Raw genomic sequence first — 22,383 nt, 5'->3', positions numbered from 1 at the left:
TGCTGACCGGATGCTTACTGTAAAGTGGCTAGTCGAGTCAAAAGGAATTTCATCATCTGCTTTTATAAGCAGGTTGCCGACGAGTTCGACGAAATCATAGAACTCGCTCCACGCGCAGATCTTAATGTGGTGAGTCAATGCTCCCCATGAGCTTTGTTGATCGAAGTCCCATGGTTCTGCTTCTTCTCTTATCAGCGCTATAAATTTGTGGTGTGTCTCAAATGTCTCTAGAGGCTCGACGCGTTGCTGCCCGTAGCCAGTTGCTTCACCGACAAAGTCGCAGAGAATACCTTTGATGTAACCAACTCTCATCGGCCGCGGCGCGTCCTCAAGAATGAGTGGCAGCTTTTGGTTTGCCGCAAGCCGCGCAGAAAATCGCATAGATATGCCTCGCATCTGAATTACGCGCCTTTGGGGTCAGATGAGCATTTCTGCAGCGGAATTGATGCTCATTTGAATTGACTCCAATTGCCCTAAGAATGAAAGCTAAGTACCAAGCAAATTTATTCTTTATAGCGTGGTGCTCCGTTCCGATATTTTGTGTACACCTAACATCGAATAACCAAACCAAACCAAACCAAACCAAACCAAACCAAACCAAACCAAACCAAACCGCATAGCACCCCGCGCCCTCTAGCAAAGGCAGGTGGGTCTGGATGTCTTGATAAGTAATTCGGGCATCCATGCCACCGATGAGAGGCTGCAATTAGGCAGCTACTGGCATAGTGATACTTTTTGGGCGGGGTTGCCAACCTTCTTTTTGCAGCAAGGCACCAAAGTTGTAGGCACCTGATAAAAACTGGCCTTGGCGATGCTTTGACTTACATATCCACCAGAGCTTTACCCAACAACAGCGTGCCGGAAATCACCAGCAGGCTGTAGAGAAACACGCGGAAGCGCTGTTCGTTGAGGCGGTGATGCAGGAACTCGCCGAGTAGCGCGCCGACCACCAGCAGCGGCACGAAACCGGCGATTCTTGGCAGGCTGGGTAGCAGGCTGCCGTCGAGCAGGAAGATCACGCACAGGCAGGAGTTGAGGCTGAACCAGACGCTGAGCAGGGTGGCGCGTAGATGGCTTTTGTTCAGTGAGGTGCCGGCCATGGCGTAGACCAGCAGCGGCCCACCGGAGGCGAATAGGCCGTGGGTAATGCCGGCACCGAAGGTCAGCACTCGGCTCAGTATCGGCGGATGCGCATGCACGGTATGTTTGTGGTACATGCGCCATAGCTCACGGCTGGAGAACCACAGCACCAGCACCCCAAAGGCGGCTTTGAGCAATTGATCGCCCAGCCAGGGTCGCAGCACATAGCCGGCTAGGGTGCCGAACAGCATCAGTGGCAGTATCAGTTTCAGCAGCGTGGGCCAGTGAATATGCCGGCGGTTGCGCCAGGCCATATAGCCGCTCATCAGCACGTTCAGCGCGATCATGACCGGGATCAGCTGCGACAGCGGCAGCAGCAGTGCACCCAGTGACAGGGCGATGACCAGGCTGCCGAAGCCGGTGATGGCTTCAACGGTGTAGGCCAGCAAGATAAAAACGCCGATCCAGATCCAGGGATCAAGCAGCATGGTTAAGCCTTATTCGGATAGTGATCATGGCGTGGCCGGGAGGGCTGAGCTCTGTCTCGGCCATTTGGGTGGTTGCGGGCAGAGCTGGTCGAGATGGAACTCGACCTTCCCAGCAAAACCAACCCCCCTTCCGGGAGGGCTGAGCTTTACCTCGGCCATTATGGGTGGCTGCGGGCATTGCTGGTCGAGGTGGAACTCGACCTTCCCAGCAAAACCAATCCCCTCCCGGGACGGCCGAGTTCCACCTCGGCCAGCGCACTTGCCACCAACCGCCCAAGGTCGAGGTGGAACTCGACTTTCCGGGAGAGTCGGGGTGTTGAGGCGCGGCATGCTGTTAGCGTAACTCATCGGCAAAGCGCTTGCGCACCTGGCGCAGGTACAGGGCAGGGGCGATGCGCCAGAGCAGGCTGCCGAAGCGCGATACCGGCTCTGGCAGTATCCAGCGTTTGCGCTGCTGCAGGCTGGTGTCGATCAGTTCAGCCATCCACTCGGCGCTGCGCATGCCGCCGACCATAGAGCGAGGATGTTTGGCGGTGCTGCCGTCCTTGCCCAGGGCGTGGTTTTCGATTGGCGTGTCGAGAAAGCTCGGGTAGGCCATCAGAATATGAATACCGTCGGCTTCCAGTTCCAGGCGCAACACTTCAAAAAACTGTGTTAATGCGGCCTTGGCGGCGCAATAGGCGGCGCGGCCGGGCACCGGCATCCAGCCGGCCATGGAGCCAATGCAAATGATCTGCCCGGCGGACTCGCGTAGCAGCGGCAGCGCGGCCAGGGTCAGCTCGACCGGACCTTGCCAGTTCACCGCCATGACTTTGCGAAACACTGCAGGGTCGGTCTGATGTGCCGGCGAGCGATGGGTAATGCCGGCGTTGTTGACCAGCACATCCAGCTGGCCGAAGCGCGCACGGGTCTCGTCGATCAGGAAATGAATATCCGCGGCGCGAGTGATATCGCAGGTGACCGTCAGCACCCGTTCGGGATTATTCAGTTCTGCGGCTCGGTTCTTCAGGCCGCTTTCGTCGATGTCGGCCAGTACCAAGCTGTGGCCGGCGGCGAACCAATGTTGGGCCATGGCCCAGCCCAGACCGGAGGCGGCGCCGGTGATCAAAATAACGTGCATGGGGGCTCCCGTTGGCCGCCAGTTGCAGGCTTTAAGCTGCAAGCGGCAAGATTAGAGCAGACCGAGCTGCTGGTAAGTTAATTGGAAACGTTCTGATATTTGGCTTGGCTACCGGGACAAGTAACGCATCCTGAAAGCTTGCCGCTTGCCGCTTGCCGCTTTTTTTAGCGCCGCAGGCGATTGCATTCAACAAAATACTCAAAGGTTTCGGCGGAGGTTTTGCTTAGCGGGTAGCCGAATTCTTCCTTCAAACGTCGATTGCTCAACACGGGCCGGTAGCGCAGAAAATTGACCTGTGCTGGGCTGGTGGGTTTGCCGCGCCACTGGGCGATTTGCAGGCCGGCTTTGACCAGCCATACCGGCAGCGTCAGCAGCGGCTTGTTCAGCCGCTTGGCGATCTCGGCCATGGTTAGCGCGCCGTCGCCAGCCATATTGTAAATGCCGCTCTTGTCTTCGCGCAGCCCCATTTCCATCGCGCCGATGACGTCTTCGTCCCAGATGAACACGAAGGGCGAGTCGCTGCCCTTGAGCGCCAGAATGCGCGGTGCCATAAACAGATTGGTGATCTGATTGCGCGTGTCCTTGCCCAGCACGGTGCCGGGGCGGAAAATCAGTTGCTTTAGCTCGGGGTGTTGCTGGCGGTAGGTTGCCAGCAGTTCTTCGATCTGCCGTTTGTGATCGGAGTAGGCGAACTCGGGATTGCCGCGCAGGGCGTCCTGTTCGTCGATCCACTCTGGGTTGTCGGCGTAGTAGCCGTAGGCGGCACCGGAGCTGGTCACGGTCAGGTGCTTTACCCCGGCCTTAATGCAGCACTCCAGCACATTGCGCGTGCCGTTGACGTCGATATCGAAATCCCGCGCCCGATCCTTCGAGGCTTGAAGAATCGAGGCCAGGTGTACCACGTGCGTGATGCCATCTTCCTCAAGCACCCTGGCCAGCCTAGGATCGCGCACATCCAGTACCTGAACGGGGAAGGCCAGATCATCGCGGGCGCGAATGTCGGTGCCGATCACGTGATAATGGGCGGCCAGCCGGTTGCCCAGTTGATGGCCAATGTAGCCGGCGGCGCCGGTGATCAGAATGCGTTTAGTCATGTGCGGTGCGCGCCCAGATGTGTGAAAGAGTCAGACCGGAAACCAGATGCCAGACGCCCCAGAAGGCAGTAATCAGCATCATGCCGCCGGCTTCGGGGAAGAAGGTGAAGAGGATGACCAGGCCCAGGCCGGAGTTCTGGATGCCGACTTCCATGGTTACGGCGCGGCGATCGGGTACCGGTAGCTTGAGCAGCAGTGCCATGCCGTAACCCAGTGACAACGCGAGCAGGTTGTGCACCACCACCAGCCAGAAAAAGCTGTGAAAGCGTTCGATAAACAGCCCGAAGTTGTTGAAAAAGGCGATGCCGACAAAACCCAGAAACACCAGCAGCGAGGCGATACGCAGCGGTTTTTCACTGCGTGCGACCAGTTCGGGCAATTTGCGCCCAGTAGTCATGCCCAGCACCAACGGCAGCGCCAACACCAACAATACCAACAGTAGAATCCCGCCTGGTTCTAGGGTGATCTGCGTCAGATACTCGCGGGTATGCGGGTTCAGCCAGCCGTAGAAGGCGAAGTTCAGCGGCGTAAGTACCGTGGCCGCCAGACTGGATACCGCAGTCATGCTCACCGAGACGGCGACATTGCCCTTGGCTAGCCAGGTCATGATGTTGGAAAAACTGCCGCCCGGGCAGGAGGCGACCAGAATCATGCCCAGTGCCAGTTCTGCATCGATCTTCAGCGCCCAGGTGAACAGGCAGGTGGCTAGCGGCAGCAGCAGAAACTGCGCGATCAGACCGGCTACCGGAGCAACGGGCGCCAGCGCGATACGTTTGAAATCTTCCAGCCGTAGGCTCAGGGATACACCAAACATCATGCAGGCCATGATGACGTTCAGCAGAATCAGACTCGCCGGGTCGAACTGGATCGGCAGTGCGCCGGTCATGCGTTGGCCGCTTTGGCTACAGTGGGTTCGGCTGGTGGTGCTTCCAGTTCGTCGATATGGGTCTTGAGCGCTTGCAGGTAGGCGTCCTTGTTGACGTAATAAGCCATGCGCGCAAGCTTGATGTAATCGTAGCCACCATCCAGATTGGCCCCTGCCCGCGCCTGCTTGATCTGTCTGAAGGTGTTTGCGGCGGCGCTATTACGCTGCTGCTCGCGAATAAACAGCGCCACCAGTCTGGCCTGCTGATTGCGCCCTTCCCAACCTAAGCCTGCGGCCTCGATCATGCCCATCATAAACAGGTTGTCGTACTGCGGATGAAATACGTTCATATACAGCTGCGGCGCGTCCTGGCCGGCCGGCCAGTTCAGGTGCGCACGGTCGATAAAGGGATAGTCGAGCAGGTATCCGGTGGCCATCAGGATCAGGTCATAGTCGGCGCTTTCGCCGTCGCTGAAGGTCACGGTATTGCCGTCGATCTGGCGGATGTCGCGGCGCGGCTGTATGTCGCCATGGCCCAGGTGATGCAGCACCAGCGAATTGACTACCGGGTGCGATTCATACATGCGGTAATCCGGGTCCGGCAGGCCATAATCAGAGGGTTTGCCGATGATCATGCGGATCATGGCTGCATCCAGGCGCTGCTTCAGTGGGCGCGGCAGCTTGAGCTTGCCGCCGAGGGTGTCAGTGGGCCGACCCTTGATGAATTTGGGCAGGAAGTAGTAACCGCGGCGCAGGCTGATATCCACCGAGGCGGCGTGGTGGACCGCATCCACGGCAATGTCTGCACCGGAGTTGCCGCAGCCGACGATCAACACGCGCTTGCCGTTGAATACTGCGGGGCTGCGATACGCGGACGAGTGCATCAGTTCACCGGCAAACTCACCAGGCAGTGCTGGCATGTTCGGCGTATGCAGGGTGCCATTGGCGATCAGCACGCCGTCGAACAGGCGTGATTGCTGCTCGCCGTTGCATTCACTGACCACTCGCCAGCCGCTGCCTTCGGGTTCCATGCTGATGACGCGGGTGGAAAATTCGTAATGGGCCTTGAGGTAGAAATGCTCGGCGAAGTCGCGAAAGTAACGGCGCAGTTCGCTGTGATGCGGATAGAAGGCCACCGATTCGCGCATCGGAAATTCGCTGAACTCGGTCATGCGTTTGGAGGAGATCAGGTGCGCGGTGTCGTACATGGTGCTGTGCGGGTTATCAATGTCCCACAGCCCGCCGACGTCGTCGTGCAGCTCAAAACCGATGAAGGCGATGCCCTGCTTCTGCAGATTGCGGGCGGCGGCCAGGCCCATTGGGCCAGCTCCAATGACAGCGTACATGGGTGTTTCCTCTTGTTGTTCTTGTTGTTGTGGCTTTGGCGCGTATGGGAAATGCTGATTGGAAGGCTCGGGTGGTGGCGCTATTGCCCACCCGCTGTTCCAGACGCGCTACAAGTACATCCCTGTTCGCTCGGCGATGACCATCCCTGGTCATCGACGGTCTGAAACAGCGGGTGGGCAACAGCGCTTGTCTGGCTCCGTACATATCAGCATTTCCCCATCCCTGAGCCTTGTGCAATCAATCAACGTTCCCTGCATCTTTGTGCAAGGTTATGATCCTGAGTCTAGTCGAACGCCTGCGGGCGGTATCGCACCAAACGGGACAAAGGACCAGCAATTCAGGCCATGACGGATTCCGCCGAACAGAGTGTCACCCCGCGCTACGGCCAGGCCATTGTGCAGAGCGCCGAGCGTATGGGGCTGGTATTGCCTATTGAGTTGACCGAGCGTTTGCGGCATGCCGAGCGCGTGCCCTTGAGCTGGCAGGATGAGTTGTGGGAGGCGTTTTGCAGCGCTAGCGGCGACCCGCTTGCCGGGCTGCGCCTGGGGTTGGAGATTCAGGTCGGGCATCTGGATAGCGTCGGCATGCTGCTAGTGACCTGCGACACTCTGGGCGAGGCACTGGAAGAGTTGATCGAATACGCGCCGGTGATTGGTGATGGCGGTGAGTTTCAACTGCATCGAAAGGCTGAACAGGTATACATCGACTATCAACCGCACCTGTCGGTGCGTCAGCCTGAGCGGGTCGAAGCGGTGATGGCGAGTATGTTTAAGCTGACGCGCTGGGCCACGGGCGGGCGCTTTCAGCCGAGCGGCATCTGGTTCGCCCACAGCCCCCTTGCGCCGTTGGAGGACTATCGGCAACTGATCGATTGCCCGCTGTATTTCAATGCGCCCTGCAATCATCTGGGCTTTCCCGTCCGGCAACTGGCGCTGTCGCAGATACAGGCCAACAGCGCGCTGCGCGAGCATCTGCGCCGGCTGGCCGATCAGACGCTTAGTGCCCTGGGGCAGCACAGCCTGAGTGCGCGTGTGCAGCAATTGGTCAGAACGCATCCGCGCTGGGGCAAGGAACGTATTGCCGAACAACTGGAGCTCAGTGGCCGGCATTTGAACCGCAAGCTGGCCGAGGAAGGGCTGTCATTCAAGAGCCTGCGCGAGAGCGTGCAACAGCAGATTGCCTGCGATGCTTTGCAGGCGGATCGACGTGTTGCAGATATCGCCGAGCAACTGGGCTTTTCCGACGAGAATGCCTTCGTCCGTGCCTTCCGTCGTTGGCAGGGTGTGACGCCGGCGCGCTACAAGGCCCAGGGCGTTGATCGGGACTGACCCGCCCGCTTGAGTGGCGTGTCCGAACCGCGCTACCAGAAACCCACGTGCATCTGTGCGGATTCCTCCTCAAGCAAAGGACCTATGACCTCCACTTCCCGCTGGCCGGCGCCGAATACCACTCGGCAAGGTAAATCCAGTGTGGGGTTTTCCGGGTGGTTGCCGGTGAGCTCTTTTAAACGTTTCTCGCTGGCGCCATAGACCACTCGACCGATACCGGCCCAGTAGGCAGCGCCGGCGCACATGGCGCAGGGCTCGGCGGAGGTGTACATGGTACAGCGGCCCAGCAGTTCAGCCGGGTAAGTGGTGCTGGCGCGGGTCATCAGTACGCGTTCGGCATGGCCGGTCATGTCTTTGTCGGGCAGATAGGCATTGATCTGCTGCATCAGCACTTCGCCCTGATCGTCGACCAGAATGGCAGCAAAGGGATGGATGCCCTGGCGGCCGGCTTCTTCGGCGAGGCGAAAGCTCTGGCGCAGGAAGGCGATATCGCGTTCGGTTGCGGTCACGGTTGAGTCCTGTTGGTTCGTTTGAGTCATCATTTTTTCTTCGGCAGGCTCCAGGCGAAGAAGATTTGCTGGGTCCACTGCACCGATTTGAATAGCAGCAGGCTGACTGCGGCGAGGAAGAACAGCCCGGCAAAGGCTTGGGGAATCTTGAAGAACGAAGTGGAGAACTGGATGAAGTAGCCCAGGCCTTTTTCGGCGGCAACGAACTCGGCCACCACGGCCCCAATAATGGCCAGAGTAATAGCCACCTTCAAACCGCTGAAAATATGCGGAATGGCATAGGGGATACGGATTTGCCAGGTTTCCCGGCGGGTTGGTGCATCCAGTGAGCGGCTCAGCTCGATCAGCTCGGGTGGCGTTTCATTGATCCCGGTGGCAGTGGAAACCACCAGGGGGAAGAAGGTCAGCAGGCAGGTGATCAGCACGCGTGAAGGATCATCCGAGCCCATCATCACGATGATCAGCGGCGCCACCGCGACTACCGGCGTAGCCTGAATTACCACCAGCAGCGGGTACAGGGTGCGCGACAGCAGCTCCGAGCGCATCATCACAATGGCCAGCGGAATGCTGATTGCGATGGATAGCGCAAAGCCCATCAGCGCGACGCGCAGGGTGGCCCAGAGGTGATCCAGCCAGCGGCTCATTTCCACCTCGAAGAAGGCTGCGCCAATGGCGCTGGGTGCTGGCAGTACGTAAGCGGGCAGCTCGAATAGCTGGCAGACCAGCTCCCAGAGCAGAATCAGCCCGGTGAAGAACAGCCAGGGTGAAGCATTCATCATCATCTTGCGCATAGCCACCTCAGGCCTCACTCGCCGGCTCGTAAATATGCTTTCTGATCCGGTCCGTCAGGGCGCTGAACTCGGGTTGTTTGATCGTATCGGGGGAACGTGGGCGCGGCAGATCGATATCGATCAGATCGAGTACGCTGCCGGGACGCTTGCTCATGACCAGGACCCGGTCGGACAGCAGCACGGCTTCGGATATGGAGTGGGTAATGAACAGCACCGTCTTGGGTTGCTCGTCCCAAATCTTTAACAGATCGAAACCGATCTGCTCGCGGGTCATGGCATCCAGCGCTGAAAAAGGCTCGTCCATCAACAGAATGTCCGGATTAAGCAGCAGGGCGCGGACGATGCCGACCCGTTGCTGCATACCGCCAGACAACTCGTCAGGCATCTTTTCGGCAAAGGCATCCAGGCCGGCCATGGCCAGCAGTTCGTTGGCGCGTTGCTCATCGGCGCGGCCATAGCGGCCGTACTTGTGCTTGAGCGGGAAGAGCACGTTCTTGCGCACATTCATCCAGGGCAGCAGGGTCGGCTTCTGGAACACGATGCCAACATCATCGCGCGGACCGGTGACCGGCTTGCCGAACACGCTGACCTGCCCCTCGCTGGGCAACAGCAGGCCGGAGACCATGCGCAGCAGGGTCGACTTGCCGCAGCCGGACGGGCCAACCACCGCGACAAACTCGTGGCGATGGATTTCCAGGTCGATGTTGCGCACGGCCAGCGGGCTGTCTGGCGCCGGATCATAGCGGTGTCCGACGCCATCCAGCCGAACAAAAGCGCGCTCGGTGGGTTGATTCATGTTACTTCGACTCCGGCATGAATCCGCGGTTGATGATGCTTTCCGGGTCCAGCGAATCGGTGCTCAAATTGTTCGCCTGGGCTACCCATTCCCAGGTACTGGCTACGCGCTCGGGGGTCAGGGCGCCTACGCCGTCAGCCGCGCTGATTTCGTTGTCGATCAGCACCTTGGTGTCGTTGATCTGGCCCACAGCAACGGCGGGATCAACCTCGGGTACCATTTTGTGCAGGTCCTGGGCGGCCGCTTCAGGATTGGCCAGGGTGAATTCCAGTGACTTGGCATAGGCCTGCATAAAGCGTTTGGCTACATCGGGACGCTCCTTGAGGAATTTATCACTGGCGACCACCGCGGAGCTGTATAGCGACAGGCCCGCGTCTGACCAGGGTAAGACGCGAATGTCTTTGCCGGCACTGGCTGCCTGATCACGGAACAACGCCACGTTGGTAACCCAGGCGATAATCGCATCGGTATTGCCGGTGATCAGCATCGGGCCCAGCGCGCCAGGGTCGGATTTGGTCAGGGTTACCGCATCTTCGGGCATGCCGTTTTCTTTCAGTACCAGTGGCAGGAAGGCGTTGGATGAGGTGAAGGGCGAGGTGGCGACTTTTTTGCCCTGAATGTCGGTGATGCTCTTGATGTCGCTGGTCGAGAGCATGAAGAAGGCATGCGGCGCCTGGTTGAAGATGGTGTAGATGGCGCTGACGGGTACATCCTCCTGAGCCCGGGCAGCCATCAGCGCGCCGATGTCAGCGCTACCCAGGTCGGACTGGCCGGTGGCGATCTTGGTAATGGCATCAGTGGAGCCGCGTCCGCTGGCGATGCTGACCTCCAGATCCTCATCGGCAAAAAAGCCCTGCTGAATGCCGACGTACACCGGCGCCTTGTCGCCACCCGGCAGCCAGTCCAACTGATAGGTTACCTTGTCTGCAGCAGCGGCCAGTCCACTGCCCGCGATGGCGAGGGTGATCGCCAGAACCTTGAACGTGTTCTTCAACATGGGTTATTTCTCCGGGTAGATAATGTCGCTGGTCAAATATCCTGACCAGTTAGGCAGGTTTTAATTAGATGAGCAAAATATGGGCCAGCTTTCGCGGCACCAAGTGCTCTGACCGGTAAGCCTGCAAGCCAGGGGCCAGCACAGGCTTGCTACGCAGTTCCGCGAGATTGTGGGCAGGGTGTAGACGAAGGGTGCGGATGGATGCTGTGCGCAAAATCGGTGCAGGGCGATGGTTATCGCCCGAGTGGGGTGCGCGAGGCGCACAGAATGCTGTGATTACCTGGTGGTCAGGGCGGCGAGGTTTCGCGGGCAACTGCGGCACGCGAGCGAGCCGCCTGGCGACGATCGGCAAGTCCGACGACGAGGATGCCTGCGGCGATCAACAGAAAGCCGAGAACATCGGTTTGGCTCGGCCGTTCGCCGAGAAACCAGGCCGCCGACAGCAGACCCACGGCCGGCACAGAAGCTGAGCTGAGCGACAGGCTGACTGCTGGCAGAGAGCGGATTGCGGCCACTTGAGCGGCCACACAAAGCCCGGAAGCGACAGTGCCACTGAATAGCAGAGGCCAGAGGAAGGTGGTGTCCCAGATGATCTCGGCCGGGTCTTCCATCAGCAGGGCTATGGGCGTCAGTACCAGTACGGATATCAGCAACTGCCAGGGTATCAGCGAGAGGACTTCGCCATGCCAGTGATGGCGGCGGACGTGGATCAGCCCGGCCGTCCATACCAGGGTGCCGAGCATGATTAGCCCGGCACCCAAGAGTACATCGGGATTCTCCCAGCCCAGCGACAAGGGGTTGAGCACCACCAGCAGGCCGGTCATGCCCAGCCCAACGCCGATGGCTCTGGGCAGGGTAAAGCGTTCGCCCAGAAACAGTGCAGCGGCGGGCACCACCCAAATCGGCGTGGTATAGGCAAGGATCGCGGCGCGGCCGGCGGGCAGATATTGCAGGCCCAGGGTCACTAAGGAAATAAACGCCATGTTCTGCAGCACGCCGACGGAAAACAGCACCGGCCAATCTCCTCGCGCTGGCCAGCGTAAAATGCCCATGGCTGCAGCGATCAGAAACATCGTCAGGGTTCCCAGCAGCATGCGCAGGCTGGTAAACAGCAGCGGTGGGCTGTTTTCCAGCCCTAGCTTGAGGATCGGAAAATTCAGGCCCCAGCCCAGGGCGGTGCCCGCCAAAAGCAGGTAACCAAGGCCCCAGGCGTATTGCGGTGCGGGACGGGAACCGCTCGGCTGCACGCTTAATGCTCCACTTTCATTGCACTTTCATGCCAGTTGCGCAGCGCCCGGTCTGACAGCCAGACCATCAGCGCGAACAGCGCAATACCGGTTAGCGTAATCAACGCCAGCGCGGCAAACATGCGCGGAATCTGCAGGTTGTAGCCCGATTGCAGGATCATGTAGGCGAGTCCCGCCTTGGCCCCGCCGGTACCGGCGACAAACTCCGCGACCACCGCGCCAATCAGCGCCAGGCCGCTGCTGATGCGCAGCCCACCAAAGAAATACGGCAGCGCGCCGGGAATACGCAAACGAATTAGCTCCTGCCAGCGGCTGCTGCGGTACATGCGGAACATGCTCAGCAAGTTTGGATCGACGCTACGCAAGCCCAGGGTGGTATTGGAGATGATCGGGAAGATGGCAATGATCACCGCACAAACGGTCAGCGCCCAGGTGGTGTCGTCAATCCAGATGATAATCAGTGGCGCGATGGCGACGACGGGCGTCACCTGCATCAAAACCGCGTAGGGGAATAGACTCAGCTCGATCCATTTGCTTTGCACAAACAGTAAAGACGCCGCCACGCCGAGTACCACGGCAATGGCAAAGGCCATGAAGGTGACTTTCAGCGTGATCATCAGGGCCGCCAGCAGCGGGCGCCAATCATTGACCAGCGAGTCGAAAATCGCCGAGGGGCCGGGCAGAATGTAGCGAGGTACTTCCATGGCAACCACAGCCGCTTCCCAAAGCAGCAGAAACAGCAGACCGACGGCCAGGGGCGCGGCGATCTTGACGAAGTTTTCGTTCTGGATCAGGGGAGTCTTCATCAGTGAGCCTCCTGCGGCGTCGGCTCGCCCATCGTGCTGGCCCGCTCGAGCGCCTGCGATACCTGACGGCAATAGCCGGCGAACTCGGCGGATACGCGAAAATCTGCACCGCGCGGATAGGGCTCGTCGATAGGAATATCATCCACAATTCGGCCGGGCCGGGCGGCCATCACCACTACGCGGCTGGACAGATAGACGGCCTCATAGACACTGTGGGTGACAAAGACGATGGTCCAGCCGTTTTTCTGCCAGAGTTTGAGCACGTCATCGTTGAGCTTGTTGCGGGTCATCTCGTCGAGTGCGCCGAAGGGTTCGTCCATCAGCAGCAAGTTGGGTTCGGTGATCATCGCCCGGGCGATCGACGCGCGCATTTGCATGCCGCCGGACAGCTCCCGGGGGAAGGCATTATCAAAGCCGGTGAGCCCGACCATTTCCAGCGCGCGATCGATTCGCTCTTCGATATCGGGACTCTTGTGGCCTTCCAGATCCAGCGGCAAACGCACATTCTTGCGCACGCGCGCCCAGGGCATCAGCGTTGCGTTCTGGAAGACGAAGGCCAGTTTGCGGCCCTTGTCACCGATTACGTTGTAGTCATGCTCCCACCAGTTGACGGTGCCGCTGGTCACATCGCCGAGGCCGGCCATGATACGCAGCAAAGTGCTCTTACCGCATCCAGATGGGCCGAGCAGGCTGACAAATTCGCCCTGGCGCACCGTGAGGTCAGCGCCCTTGAGCGCGACGGTGCCGTTGGCGTAGATCTTGTTGACGTCGCTGACCTGCAGTACCGGTCTGCTCGTCTGGCTGGTATCGGCGGCCGTGCCTGGTGCCGGATCCGCTGCCATACCGGGGGTAGTCGGCGTAATGGGCGAAGAGTGCATGCTGTGGCTCCCAGGGTGACCTGCTGGCGCAGGGTCACCCACTCGATAGATAGGCTCAGGTTGGCTGAAGAGAGAGGTGAGGTTGAGCGCGTGCTTTACTCGATCACCGGTTCCGCAGGCAGGAAGTCCAGGGTGTAGACATCCTTGATGTCCAGGTCGGCAGACACCAGTTCGGCTTTCAGCATGAAGTCGTGCAATGCCTTCCAGCGCTCATCGGTCATTACGCCGATGCCTTGGGTTTCGGCATCGCCGCCGGTGACCAGGCCATGCTCCTTCATCTTTTCGATGCCGTAGGCGATCTGCGCATCGGTCATCTGCGGATTTTCCTGTTTAATCAGTTCGTTCCCTGGTGCTGGATCGGCAAAGTAGCTGGCCCAGCCTTCCATGCTCGCCTGCACGAAGCGGCGTACCAGCTCCGGGTTTTTCTCGATCATGGCGTCGGTTGTTTCGATGGTGGTGGCATAGGCGGGATAGCCGTAATCAGCCAGCAGGAATACCGAGGGTTCAATACCGCCCTGCTTGATCGCGTAGGGTTCGGAAGACAGGTAGCCCTGTTGGACGATCTTCGGATCAGCCATGAACGGTGCCACACTGAAGGTGTAGGGGCGGGTTACATCGTCGGTGAAGCCGTACTCGGCTTTCAACCAGGGCCAGAAGGTGGTGTGGGCGAAGGCGGCCAGGTAGACCGGCAGGTTCTCTTCCTTGATCTGCTCTATGGAGGTGACATTGGGGTGGGCGATCAGGGATTGCGGATCGCCCTGGAAGGCTGCGGCGACCGTCTTGACTGGCAGACCTTCTTCCCGGGCTTTGATATTGCCGATTGGATAGCCCATCGAAAAGTCGCGACGCCCGGCCGCCAATAGCTGCATGCCATTGACCTGTGGACCGCCCATCTGGATAGATACGTTGAGGCCGTGCTTCTCGTAGATGCCGGTGGCCTTGGCCTGATAGAAACCGCCGTGTTCGGCCTGGGCGTACCAGTTGGTGCCGAATACGACGCGGTCCAGCTCTTCGGCAGTTGCCGCAGGGGCAATTACAATGCCTGTGAGCAGCAGACCTGCGATGGTTGATAGGGAACCTTTACTGGCGGCAGAGGCCGGCTTCTTTCCGTAACGCATAAGACGCACTCCTGGTGATTTAGTTTTCTGACCAATTAATCGATATTTCGTATAGAGCAAGCACCGTGCCATAAGGCCTAATCCGCTTGTTCTCTATTTCCTGATCGTTTGGTCAGTAAATTTGTGCACCGGATTGTGTCGGCTTGGTTTGCTCATGCACTTTGATTGAACATGAATCGAGCCATTCTTGTGGCCAGACCAGGCATTTCAGAGCTGGTACAGAAACTGCTTGTCGGTTGGCAGGGAATTTCCGGGCCGAGAGAACCTCCTGGATCAGACTCCTGAGTCAAGATGACACTCCTCTGTCATAACACCGCCCTGGTGTACGGTTCTCACCTTCCGTGAAAGAGGAATAACCATGTCTGCGTCAAACGCATATTTGGTGTTGCAAGGTGGCCGGGTGATAGACCCCGCGTCGGGGCTGGATGCAGTCGCCGATGTTGTGGTGCAGGACGGACACATTATCGACTTAGGCGTAAACGCTGCGGCGCGTTATCCCGGTGCGCAGATCCGTGATGTCAGCGGCCATCTGGTGACGCCGGGCCTGATCGACATTCACACTCACTGTTATCCGGGTCTGGGCGACTTTTGTCTGCCCACTGATTTGATGGGCGTGGATTCCGGGGTGCCGGTGATCGTCGATGCGGGCACCGCCAGTACCACCATCATCGAGCTGGCCCGCCGTGCGGTCATTGACCACCCGGATACCAAAACCAAGGTCCTGGCCTTGATGGATCCCTCGCAGATCTATCTGGCCAACAAGACGTTTATCTGCCATTACCTGCGTATTGCCGACGATGAGCGCAATATTGACATTGAATCCGCCAGGCAAGTGGTGGATGCCAACCGGGACGTGATAGTCGGCTTCAAGGTCCGGCCAACGATCACCAGCAATCCGGATCGCTCTCCCTTTCTCGATGCGGCACATGAAATCGCCAGCGATCTGCCGATCATGATTCACCTTGGCTCGTTCCCGCATACTCCGGTCCTGGACACCAACAAGCTGCTGTATCAGCTGCGTGAAGGCGACATTATTACCCACGCTTGCCGTGGCGGCGGCGGTCAGTTGGATGACAGTGGCGAGCCCAGTAAACCTTTCATCGATGCATACGAGCGCGGCGTGCTTCTGGACATTGGTCACTCTGCCGGGGACTTCCACTTTCGCACCGCGCGGCGTTTGATCGAGCGCGGTTTTATGCCCAATACGATCTCCACCGATCTCAACGTGTTCAACGTTGACGGACCGGTGTACTCGCTGTCGACTACCATGTCGAAGATCTGGGCTTTGGGTGTGCCGCTGGCGCAGGTGATCAAAATGAACACGGTTAATGCCGCGAAAGCGATCCGCCGCAGTGATCAGTATGGCGAGTTACGTGCTGGCCGCTCGGCGGAAGTCAGCGTACTGCGTATCGAAGAGGGCCGCTTCACGCTGTCCGACGGGCATGAGTCGATTGAGACCAGCCAGCGCTTGCGCGCTGTTGGCTGCCTGCGTGGCGGTGTCTGGTATGACGCAGTGCACGATCTGAAAGGTGTGACCGCGGTGCTAAAGGAGGCGGTATGAGCATGTTGGTAGAGAATGCAGCCTCGACACTGGAGTCGGTACAATTCTACGACCAGTTGGTGGCAGCTCTGACTTCGCGCCGCAAGGAACTGTCCGAAGCCGAACAAAGCTTTGGCGGATATGCGCCTATGGGCCAGGAGGAACTGGTCGAGTGGCTGCAATTTCAGTGCTGGTACGAACGCGAAGCGGCGGGCTTCATCGGTTCCTGGCTGCGCGATACGCCGGAGACGGAGGTGTTCATCGGGCTATGTCGGCAGGTGTCAGATGAGGGCCGGCATTACAAGCTTCTACTCTCGCACCTGAAGTCGTTGGGGGCCTCAATGGAGGGCTGGCAGCCCGAGCCCGAGTGGGTAGCCTGGGTCAGCGAGTTCTATGCTGCCGGTGACGATACCCTGGAGCGGGTGGCGGCGCACAACATTACCGGTGAGCTGGGGGCAATGAACGCTTTCGAAGGTTTGCTGCCTCGGGTACCGCAGGAGACCCGCGAGGTGCTGGGTAAAATTATTCCCGACGAGAAGTTTCATGTTTCCCTCGGACGTATGGCGGTTCAGCGTTTTGCCACCACAGCAGATCGTCAGTTTCGAGTTGAGCAGCGGGTATGGGATGCGTTCGAGCTCGAGCAAAAGGGCCGCCTGGCCTTCGAGCGCCGCCTGCGCGAGCGCAGTGCGGTTGCCGAGCCTGCTCCGCCAGTGTTTGAAAGCAAGCCGCAGTGGATATGTCAGGTGTGTGGCTGGATCTATGACGAAACCCTCGGTGACCCAGACTCCGGCATTGCGCCGGGCACGGCTTTTGAGGATATTCCCGATGACTGGATGTGCCCGGAGTGCCTGGTGACCAAGCTGGACTTCGTCAAGCTCAGCGTCTGAGCCGCCAAGCCAGACAAGGCGGCCCTCGGGCCGCCATTTACTTCATGGCGTCAGCTCCCGATGTATTGCGTACGGCCCCCAGGCCTGACATACCGGCACTACTTCCAGACGGTTGATGTTCATGTGCGCAGGCAAAGCAGCGATGTAGGTTACCTGCTCGGCTACGTCGTCAGCCGAGAGCGGGACGGTATTTTGGTAGACGGCCTCGGCTGCACTTTCGTTACCGGCATTGCGTACCAGGCTGAACTCGGTTTCGGCTATACCCGGTGACAGGTCCGTCACACGCACACCGGTACCCTGCAGGTCACAGCGTAGATTGAAGGAAAACTGCTGTACAAAAGCCTTGCTGGCGCCGTAAACATGGCTGCCGGGATAGGGATTGCCCGATGCGGTGGACCCTATGTTGATGACGCTGGCTCCTGCGCCCCAGGCGATCAAGCGTGGTAATACCGCATGGGTGACGTTCACCAGACCGGTAATGTTGGTGTCGATCATGGTATGCCAGTCGTTCAGATCAACCGCCTGCGCCGGTCCCGGCGCCAGCGCCAAACCGGCGTTGTTTACCAGTAACTGAATCTTGGCGAAGGCCGCTGGCAATTCATCGATGGCGCGCTTCACCGCTGTGGCATCGCGCACATCCAGTTGCAGCGCCAATACCTGAGTGCGCGGCGCCAGCTCGCTCGCTAATGCGTCGAGACGTGCCTGACGGCGACCACAAATAATCAGTGGCCAGCCCTGGGCGGCCAGATGGCGCGCGCTGGCCGCGCCAAAGCCAGAGGTGGCACCGGTAATCAAAGCTACACCTTGCATGCATATATCCTGTTGTCTGTTCTCGGAGCGCAAGCGTTTTTCAACGGCGTTCCTCACGAATGAAGGGTTCACCGAGCGCACCCGGCTGGCTACTGTTGTCACGGCTGACAATGGCCACCCAGACCATTACACCAAGGGTGACCGCATAGGGCGTCATGAACACAAAGTACTGCGGCAGACGAATGCCCGAGGCCGCCAACTGCGGAATCAGCGCCTCGATACAGCCGAACAGCACGGCGCCGGCCAGCGCCTTCCATGGAGCCCAACGGGCAAAAATCACCAGCGCAACGGCGATCCAGCCGCGACCACCGACCATGTCGGCAATCCACATTTTGGTGCTCAGTACCGATATATAGGCGCCGGCCAGCCCGATCAGCGCCGAGCCTGCGGCAATCGCTGCGCAGCGGTAGGCGAGTACCGGAATGCCGGCAGCGTCGGCGGCCTGGGGGTTTTCGCCGACGGCGCGCATGCGCAGACCCAGCACACTCCGATTGAGCATCAGGACCACCAGCAGGAAAATGACGGGCGTCAGAAACACCACTGGATTCTGCACGAAGAGCTTGCCTACCACCGGCAGTTCTGACAGCGGCCAGAACGACAGTGATTGCAGTCCGGGCACTGGCTTGTTGGTCCAGTTCATCAGCGTGCCTAGCAACCCCGTCAAGCCCTGGCAGAAGAACACCAGCGCCAACCCGGCGATGACCTGATTGATGCGCATCACCAGCACCATCAGCGCAAACAGCAGCGACACTATGGCCGCAGCAGCCATGGCCATGACCAGTGCCCAAGAGGTAGAGCCACCGGTTAGCAGCGAAGCACCGATGCCGGACATGGCCCCCACCAGCATCAGCCCCTCGGCGCCCAGGGCCAGTACACCTGTACGCTCAATGATGATCAGACCCAGGGCGGCAAGCGCAAAGGGCACGGCAAAATCGGGGATGTTGCCGATCCAGCTTGCAATAATAGTCATTAGCCCTGCCCTCCCTGAATACGGCGAATACGGTGGCGGATGAAGAACTCCGAAGAGGCCACGCAAATCACCAGAATCGCCTGGATCAACTGCACCATCGAGAAGGGAATCTGATAGAAAACCTGTAGGCTGCGCCCGGCCACAAACAGCGTTGCTACCAGTAATGCGACTGCCGTTGCTGCAATCGGTTGGTTGCGCGCCAGAAACGCAATCAGGATGCCCGAGAAGCCGTAGCCGACATAGAACGAGTGGGTAAGGCGGCCCTCCTGGCCCGCCGTGATCATCAGTCCGGCCAGACCAGCCAGCGCGCCAGAAAGTAGTACCGTGCCGAGAATCACCCGCTTTACCGGTACCCCGACTGCCCGTGCGACACCCGGGCTATTGTCGACAAAGCGCAGGTACAGACCGGCGCGCGAGACGCCGGTAAACCAGAGCACAAAGAGTGCTACCAACATAGCGATCACTACCGCCAGGCTGAAGCCGTCAAACAGGTCAGGCAGGCGTTCGAAGACGCGGTACTGCGGCGAATAGGGGAAGGAGTCACGCGGGTCCTTCCAACTGCCGTAGACCAGATGCAGCAGAAAGTTCAGAGCAATGTAGTTGAGCATCAGGGTCGAGATGATCTCATTGACCTTCAGATGCAGTTTCAGCAGCGCAGGCGCCAACGCCCAGAACAGGCCGCAGGCCAGCGCACAGAGAATCATCAATGGCAGACGTAGCGCTGGCGGCCCGATCTCGAACAGAGAGATGGCGGTGGCGCCGATCGCGCCCCAGATCATCTGGCCCTCCAGCCCGAGGTTCCAGAATCGCGCCCGAAATGCCAGACAGCCGGCTAGGCCGACCATGATCAATGGCGCCGCCTGGAACAGCACGGCCCGCAGACTCTGGGTGTCAAACAGGGTCAGCACGACAAACTCGTTGAGCAGTTCGCCGGCCGGCACACCGGCGGCGACCAGAATCGCTGCCGAGATCAACAGGCCCACTAGCAACGCCAGGGTGATGATCAGCGCCTGCCAGTGCCAGGCCATCTGCTGACGCATTTCGAGCGTATAACGCCGCGCCAGCAAGGGTTGAAAATCAGTCGCATCAAACATGGTTCACCATGGCTTGTCCTATCGCCTGGCGGTCTGCCGGTTGAGCAAACTCACCGATAATACGTCCCGCCGACATAACGCCAATCCGGTCAGCCAGGGCCATCACTTCATCCAGGTCTTCGCTGATTAACAGCACCGCGGCCCCGGCATCGCGTGCTCGGCGCAGCCGCTCATGCACCGCCAGGGTGGCGCGCACGTCCAGTCCGCGACTTGGGCTGTGGACGAACACCAGTTGCGGTTCGCGGTTGAACTCACGGGCAATCACCAGTTTCTGGGCGTTGCCGCCGGACAACAATGCGGCTTTCTGCTGCAGTGAGCGCACGCCCTGTACGTCGAACTCGGCCACCGCCGCGGCCGTATCGGCCTCAATGCGTTTGCGGCGCAGATACCAGAAGGGGCCGTAGCGGCCGCTGTGGATCTCGCCCATGGCAAAGTTGTCGCTGATTGACAGCGGGGCTGCCAGTGCCGCGCTGTAGCGGTCCGCCGGAATACAGGCAATCCCCAGCTGCCTGCGGCGTGCCGGACTCAGCGTGCGCAGGTCACCCTCGCCGGTTAATTGCATGACCCCCGTCACGGGTTCCGGCATGCCCATCAGCGCATTGGCCAGCTCGCTCTGACCATTGCCGCCGACGCCGGCGATACCATAGATTTGGCCCGCCCGCAGACTCAAATTGACACCCCGCAGCACTGGGGCGTGGCCAGCACTGGAGCGCAGGTCACGTATCTCCAGTCTGACCTCGCCGGCCTCCCGGCTGGCGGGGATCTGGGCCGGTGTGGGCGCGTCGCCGACGGTCAGTTTGACCAGCTCGCCGACTGACACCGATTGCGGTTTGAGGCTGGCTACCGTGCGCCCGCTGCGCATTACCGTTACCTGGTCGGCGTAGCGCATGACGTCGTTCATCTTGTGCGTCACCAGAATCACCGCAGCGCCTTCCTGGTGAGCAAAATTCTGTACCGTGGTCAGCAGGTTTTCTGCTTCCGCATCAGTTAGTACCGCAGTAGGTTCATCGAGAATCAGAATGCGCGCGCCAGCTAGCAGTACCTTGAGGATCTCGACTCGCTGCTGTTCGGCGACCGATAGCTGATCGACCCGCGCAAACGGGTCGATACTGAAACCCAGCTTCTGCGCTGTGGCTTTGATCTGCTCGGCGGTTTGTTGCAGGCGCTGGCGAAAACTGCCTGTCTGTTGTGTACGCAGGCCAAGCAGGATGTTTTCCGCCACGCTGAACGGTTTAACCAGCTTGAAGTGCTGGTGCACCATGCCAATGCCCTGGCTTGATGCGTCCAGCGGACCCCGCAGGCGGATCAGGTTGTCATCGATAAACAGCGACCCGGTCTCTGGTGCGTACAGCCCTGCGGCAATGTTCATCAGTGACGACTTGCCCGCACCGTTCTCGCCCAACAGGGCGTGGACTTCACCCCAACTGGCGGTGAAGTCGGCTTCGGACAGTGCTTTGAAGCCGTCAAAGGACTTGCTGACGGCCTCCAGTCGGATCGCGTTCTGGGTACTCATTGCTGGGTAACGACTCCCTTGACGAACCAGTCCATCGACCAGAGTTCGCCGTCGGACAGTGCTTCGCCTTCCGCTGCCTTGAGGTTGCCATCACGGTCGGAGAGGGGGCCGGCGTAGATCAGTTTCGCGCCCTTGAGCAGCTCGTCGCGGGCGGCCATGATCTTGGCCTCGTTTTCCTCACTTACCGCCTTGCCGCAGCAGCTCACGTCGGTGCCGCCCTGTTCCATTGATAGGAGCGCGCCATTCTCAGTGGGCTTCCAGTTACCGGCCATGATCTTCTTCAGCTCGGGAGCCAGAAAACGATCCCATACCCAGACTGATGAGCAGACGGTCGCTTCCGACGCAAACTCGCTCATGTCACGGTGGTGACCGGTACCCTGTACACCGCGCTCCTGGGCAACGATCTGCGGAGTTGGGCTGTCCACGTGCTGACCGATGACATCGGCGCCCTGATCAATCAGGGCGGTAGCGGCAGCACGCTCTTTGACCGGATCATTCCAGGCACCGGTGTAGATCACCGTCACTGTGGCGTCAGGGTTGATCTGCTGCGCGCCCATGGCGAACGCATTGACGGTCCAGTTCACCTGACCGAAGGGGTTGGCTGCGACAAAACCCAGCTTGCCGGTCTTGGATGCTGCGCCCGCGGCCATGCCGCACAGATACTGGCTCTCGTAGGTGCGGCCATAGAAGGACTCGAGGTTGTCCGAGTTGGTGGTGCCGGAGCCGTTCAGAAAGGCGACTTCCGGGTACTTGTCAGCCAGTTCCTTGAAAGTATCGGAGTAGCCAAAGGCGGTCCCGATGATCACGTTTGAACCGCGCTGAATCAGCCGCTCGACCGTCGGGCGGATCGCCGAGGCGGTTTCCGGCACGCTTTCCACATACTGGATCTTCTGATCCAGTTCGTCCTCCAGGCGCATGCGTGCTTCATCAAAGGCTTGAGTCCAGCCGCCGTCGTTGCGCGGGCTGATGTAAAGCATGGCGATCTTTGCTGGTCCCTTGAGGGTAAAGCCGTCTTCGGCAGCCGAAGCGGAGGTCGTCAGGCCGCACGCGGCCAGGGCACATAGTGTACCCGTGAGCAGTTTCTTCATTGCCAAAATCCTTCTTG

The 22,383-nt window shown here is 59.6% G+C and carries 22 protein-coding genes; 3 read left to right on the top strand and 19 right to left on the bottom strand.

The annotated features are described in order from the left end of the window. The 6 genes from K787_RS0107535 to K787_RS0107510 form a co-directional block, all read right to left on the bottom strand. Positions 1 to 381: hypothetical protein (locus K787_RS0107535; RefSeq protein ID WP_152486796.1), on the bottom strand; the 381-nt coding region annotated here is incomplete at its 3' end. A gap of 440 nt (positions 382 to 821) precedes the next feature. Continuing rightward, positions 822 to 1,568 (bottom strand): sulfite exporter TauE/SafE family protein, encoded by a 747-nt coding sequence (locus K787_RS0107530; protein ID WP_022962183.1) that lies wholly within the window; start codon positions 1,566 to 1,568, stop codon positions 822 to 824. A 334-nt stretch (positions 1,569 to 1,902) separates the two neighbouring features. Then, complete coding sequence (locus K787_RS0107525) at positions 1,903 to 2,688, bottom strand: SDR family oxidoreductase (RefSeq protein ID WP_022962182.1); 786 nt, start codon at positions 2,686 to 2,688, stop codon at positions 1,903 to 1,905. 164 nt (positions 2,689 to 2,852) lie between these two features. Continuing rightward, the gene (locus tag K787_RS0107520) at positions 2,853 to 3,782 is read right to left on the bottom strand and encodes an SDR family oxidoreductase (RefSeq protein ID WP_022962181.1); all 930 of its coding nucleotides are present in this window, start codon (positions 3,780 to 3,782) and stop codon (positions 2,853 to 2,855) included. Then, complete coding sequence (locus tag K787_RS0107515) at positions 3,775 to 4,668, bottom strand: bile acid:sodium symporter family protein (RefSeq protein ID WP_022962180.1); 894 nt, start codon at positions 4,666 to 4,668, stop codon at positions 3,775 to 3,777. The genes K787_RS0107520 and K787_RS0107515 overlap by 8 nt, the downstream gene beginning before the upstream one ends. Next, positions 4,665 to 5,993: a flavin-containing monooxygenase gene (locus tag K787_RS0107510; protein WP_022962179.1), complete on the bottom strand. Its 1,329-nt coding sequence runs from the start codon at positions 5,991 to 5,993 to the stop codon at positions 4,665 to 4,667. The genes K787_RS0107515 and K787_RS0107510 overlap by 4 nt, the downstream gene beginning before the upstream one ends. A 345-nt stretch (positions 5,994 to 6,338) precedes the next feature. On the opposite strand from K787_RS0107510, the gene K787_RS0107505 reads away from it, so the two are divergent. Next, positions 6,339 to 7,322 (top strand): AraC family transcriptional regulator, encoded by a 984-nt coding sequence (locus tag K787_RS0107505; RefSeq protein WP_022962178.1) that lies wholly within the window; start codon positions 6,339 to 6,341, stop codon positions 7,320 to 7,322. Positions 7,323 to 7,354: 32 nt separating this feature from the next. Here K787_RS0107505 and K787_RS0107500 read toward each other — a convergent pair whose 3' ends face one another. From K787_RS0107500 to K787_RS0107465, 8 genes are all read right to left on the bottom strand, one after another. Then, a complete protein-coding gene (locus K787_RS0107500; protein WP_022962177.1) occupies positions 7,355 to 7,864 on the bottom strand; it encodes a nucleoside deaminase in 510 nt (169 codons plus the stop codon). Further along, a complete protein-coding gene (locus K787_RS0107495; protein ID WP_022962176.1) occupies positions 7,861 to 8,622 on the bottom strand; it encodes an ABC transporter permease in 762 nt (253 codons plus the stop codon). Before K787_RS0107495 ends, K787_RS0107500 begins: the two co-directional genes overlap by 4 nt. A gap of 7 nt (positions 8,623 to 8,629) precedes the next feature. Further along, positions 8,630 to 9,418, bottom strand: a complete 789-nt coding sequence (locus K787_RS0107490; protein WP_022962175.1) for an ABC transporter ATP-binding protein — start codon at positions 9,416 to 9,418, stop codon at positions 8,630 to 8,632. 1 nt (position 9,419) lies between these two features. After that, a complete protein-coding gene (locus tag K787_RS0107485; RefSeq protein WP_022962174.1) occupies positions 9,420 to 10,415 on the bottom strand; it encodes an ABC transporter substrate-binding protein in 996 nt (331 codons plus the stop codon). Positions 10,416 to 10,702: 287 nt separating this feature from the next. Further along, entirely contained in the window at positions 10,703 to 11,662 is a 960-nt protein-coding gene (locus K787_RS0107480; RefSeq protein ID WP_022962173.1) for a DMT family transporter, read from the bottom strand. Between the two features lie 2 nt (positions 11,663 to 11,664). Continuing rightward, the gene (locus K787_RS0107475; RefSeq protein WP_022962172.1) at positions 11,665 to 12,468 is read right to left on the bottom strand and encodes an ABC transporter permease; all 804 of its coding nucleotides are present in this window, start codon (positions 12,466 to 12,468) and stop codon (positions 11,665 to 11,667) included. Then, on the bottom strand, positions 12,468 to 13,346 hold the full coding sequence (locus K787_RS0107470; RefSeq protein ID WP_084671975.1) for an ABC transporter ATP-binding protein: 879 nt from the start codon (positions 13,344 to 13,346) through the stop codon (positions 12,468 to 12,470). The genes K787_RS0107475 and K787_RS0107470 overlap by 1 nt, the downstream gene beginning before the upstream one ends. Positions 13,347 to 13,441: 95 nt before the next feature. Beyond that, positions 13,442 to 14,464, bottom strand: a complete 1,023-nt coding sequence (locus K787_RS0107465) for an ABC transporter substrate-binding protein (protein WP_022962170.1) — start codon at positions 14,462 to 14,464, stop codon at positions 13,442 to 13,444. A gap of 358 nt (positions 14,465 to 14,822) precedes the next feature. On the opposite strand from K787_RS0107465, the gene K787_RS22520 reads away from it, so the two are divergent. Both K787_RS22520 and K787_RS25830 read left to right on the top strand, forming a co-directional pair. After that, entirely contained in the window at positions 14,823 to 16,025 is a 1,203-nt protein-coding gene (locus tag K787_RS22520; protein WP_022962169.1) for an amidohydrolase/deacetylase family metallohydrolase, read from the top strand. Continuing rightward, the gene (locus tag K787_RS25830; protein ID WP_052185327.1) at positions 16,022 to 16,891 is read left to right on the top strand and encodes a rubredoxin; all 870 of its coding nucleotides are present in this window, start codon (positions 16,022 to 16,024) and stop codon (positions 16,889 to 16,891) included. Before K787_RS22520 ends, K787_RS25830 begins: the two co-directional genes overlap by 4 nt. A gap of 42 nt (positions 16,892 to 16,933) precedes the next feature. Here K787_RS25830 and K787_RS0107445 read toward each other — a convergent pair whose 3' ends face one another. The 5 genes from K787_RS0107445 to K787_RS0107425 are packed head-to-tail and all read right to left on the bottom strand — an operon-like array spanning position 16,934 to position 22,366. Further along, positions 16,934 to 17,701 (bottom strand): SDR family NAD(P)-dependent oxidoreductase, encoded by a 768-nt coding sequence (locus K787_RS0107445; RefSeq protein ID WP_022962168.1) that lies wholly within the window; start codon positions 17,699 to 17,701, stop codon positions 16,934 to 16,936. 40 nt (positions 17,702 to 17,741) lie between these two features. Beyond that, positions 17,742 to 18,671 carry an ABC transporter permease gene (locus tag K787_RS0107440; RefSeq protein WP_022962167.1) on the bottom strand — a complete coding sequence of 310 codons (930 nt, stop codon included), beginning with the start codon at positions 18,669 to 18,671 and terminating at the stop codon, positions 17,742 to 17,744. Next, complete coding sequence (locus tag K787_RS0107435) at positions 18,671 to 19,765, bottom strand: ABC transporter permease (RefSeq protein WP_022962166.1); 1,095 nt, start codon at positions 19,763 to 19,765, stop codon at positions 18,671 to 18,673. The genes K787_RS0107440 and K787_RS0107435 overlap by 1 nt, the downstream gene beginning before the upstream one ends. Then, positions 19,758 to 21,278, bottom strand: a complete 1,521-nt coding sequence (locus K787_RS0107430; RefSeq protein ID WP_022962165.1) for an ABC transporter ATP-binding protein — start codon at positions 21,276 to 21,278, stop codon at positions 19,758 to 19,760. Before K787_RS0107430 ends, K787_RS0107435 begins: the two co-directional genes overlap by 8 nt. Next, the gene (locus K787_RS0107425; RefSeq protein ID WP_022962164.1) at positions 21,275 to 22,366 is read right to left on the bottom strand and encodes a BMP family ABC transporter substrate-binding protein; all 1,092 of its coding nucleotides are present in this window, start codon (positions 22,364 to 22,366) and stop codon (positions 21,275 to 21,277) included. Before K787_RS0107425 ends, K787_RS0107430 begins: the two co-directional genes overlap by 4 nt. Positions 22,367 to 22,383 lie beyond the last annotated feature (17 nt).

Source organism: Halopseudomonas pelagia CL-AP6 (assembly GCF_000410875.1).
GTDB lineage: Bacteria > Pseudomonadota > Gammaproteobacteria > Pseudomonadales > Pseudomonadaceae > Halopseudomonas > Halopseudomonas pelagia.
The sequence above is the reverse complement of the archived record's forward strand: the minus strand, read 5'-3'. Positions and strand labels throughout refer to the sequence as shown.

Coding starts and splice junctions, on each gene's coding strand:
- K787_RS0107505 (WP_022962178.1), top strand. CDS start 6,339: ATGACGGATTCCGCCGAACAGAGTGTCACCCCGCGCTACGGCCAGGCC.
- K787_RS0107525 (WP_022962182.1), bottom strand. CDS start 2,688: ATGCACGTTATTTTGATCACCGGCGCCGCCTCCGGTCTGGGCTGGGCC.
- K787_RS22520 (WP_022962169.1), top strand. CDS start 14,823: ATGTCTGCGTCAAACGCATATTTGGTGTTGCAAGGTGGCCGGGTGATA.
- K787_RS0107485 (WP_022962174.1), bottom strand. CDS start 10,415: ATGTTGAAGAACACGTTCAAGGTTCTGGCGATCACCCTCGCCATCGCG.
- K787_RS0107490 (WP_022962175.1), bottom strand. CDS start 9,418: ATGAATCAACCCACCGAGCGCGCTTTTGTTCGGCTGGATGGCGTCGGA.
- K787_RS0107440 (WP_022962167.1), bottom strand. CDS start 18,671: ATGACTATTATTGCAAGCTGGATCGGCAACATCCCCGATTTTGCCGTG.
- K787_RS0107465 (WP_022962170.1), bottom strand. CDS start 14,464: ATGCGTTACGGAAAGAAGCCGGCCTCTGCCGCCAGTAAAGGTTCCCTA.
- K787_RS0107425 (WP_022962164.1), bottom strand. CDS start 22,366: ATGAAGAAACTGCTCACGGGTACACTATGTGCCCTGGCCGCGTGCGGC.
- K787_RS0107445 (WP_022962168.1), bottom strand. CDS start 17,701: ATGCAAGGTGTAGCTTTGATTACCGGTGCCACCTCTGGCTTTGGCGCG.
- K787_RS0107495 (WP_022962176.1), bottom strand. CDS start 8,622: ATGCGCAAGATGATGATGAATGCTTCACCCTGGCTGTTCTTCACCGGG.
- K787_RS0107530 (WP_022962183.1), bottom strand. CDS start 1,568: ATGCTGCTTGATCCCTGGATCTGGATCGGCGTTTTTATCTTGCTGGCC.
- K787_RS0107475 (WP_022962172.1), bottom strand. CDS start 12,468: ATGAAGACTCCCCTGATCCAGAACGAAAACTTCGTCAAGATCGCCGCG.
- K787_RS0107435 (WP_022962166.1), bottom strand. CDS start 19,765: ATGTTTGATGCGACTGATTTTCAACCCTTGCTGGCGCGGCGTTATACG.
- K787_RS0107510 (WP_022962179.1), bottom strand. CDS start 5,993: ATGTACGCTGTCATTGGAGCTGGCCCAATGGGCCTGGCCGCCGCCCGC.
- K787_RS25830 (WP_052185327.1), top strand. CDS start 16,022: ATGAGCATGTTGGTAGAGAATGCAGCCTCGACACTGGAGTCGGTACAA.
- K787_RS0107430 (WP_022962165.1), bottom strand. CDS start 21,278: ATGAGTACCCAGAACGCGATCCGACTGGAGGCCGTCAGCAAGTCCTTT.
- K787_RS0107520 (WP_022962181.1), bottom strand. CDS start 3,782: ATGACTAAACGCATTCTGATCACCGGCGCCGCCGGCTACATTGGCCAT.
- K787_RS0107500 (WP_022962177.1), bottom strand. CDS start 7,864: ATGATGACTCAAACGAACCAACAGGACTCAACCGTGACCGCAACCGAA.
- K787_RS0107515 (WP_022962180.1), bottom strand. CDS start 4,668: ATGACCGGCGCACTGCCGATCCAGTTCGACCCGGCGAGTCTGATTCTG.
- K787_RS0107470 (WP_084671975.1), bottom strand. CDS start 13,346: ATGCACTCTTCGCCCATTACGCCGACTACCCCCGGTATGGCAGCGGAT.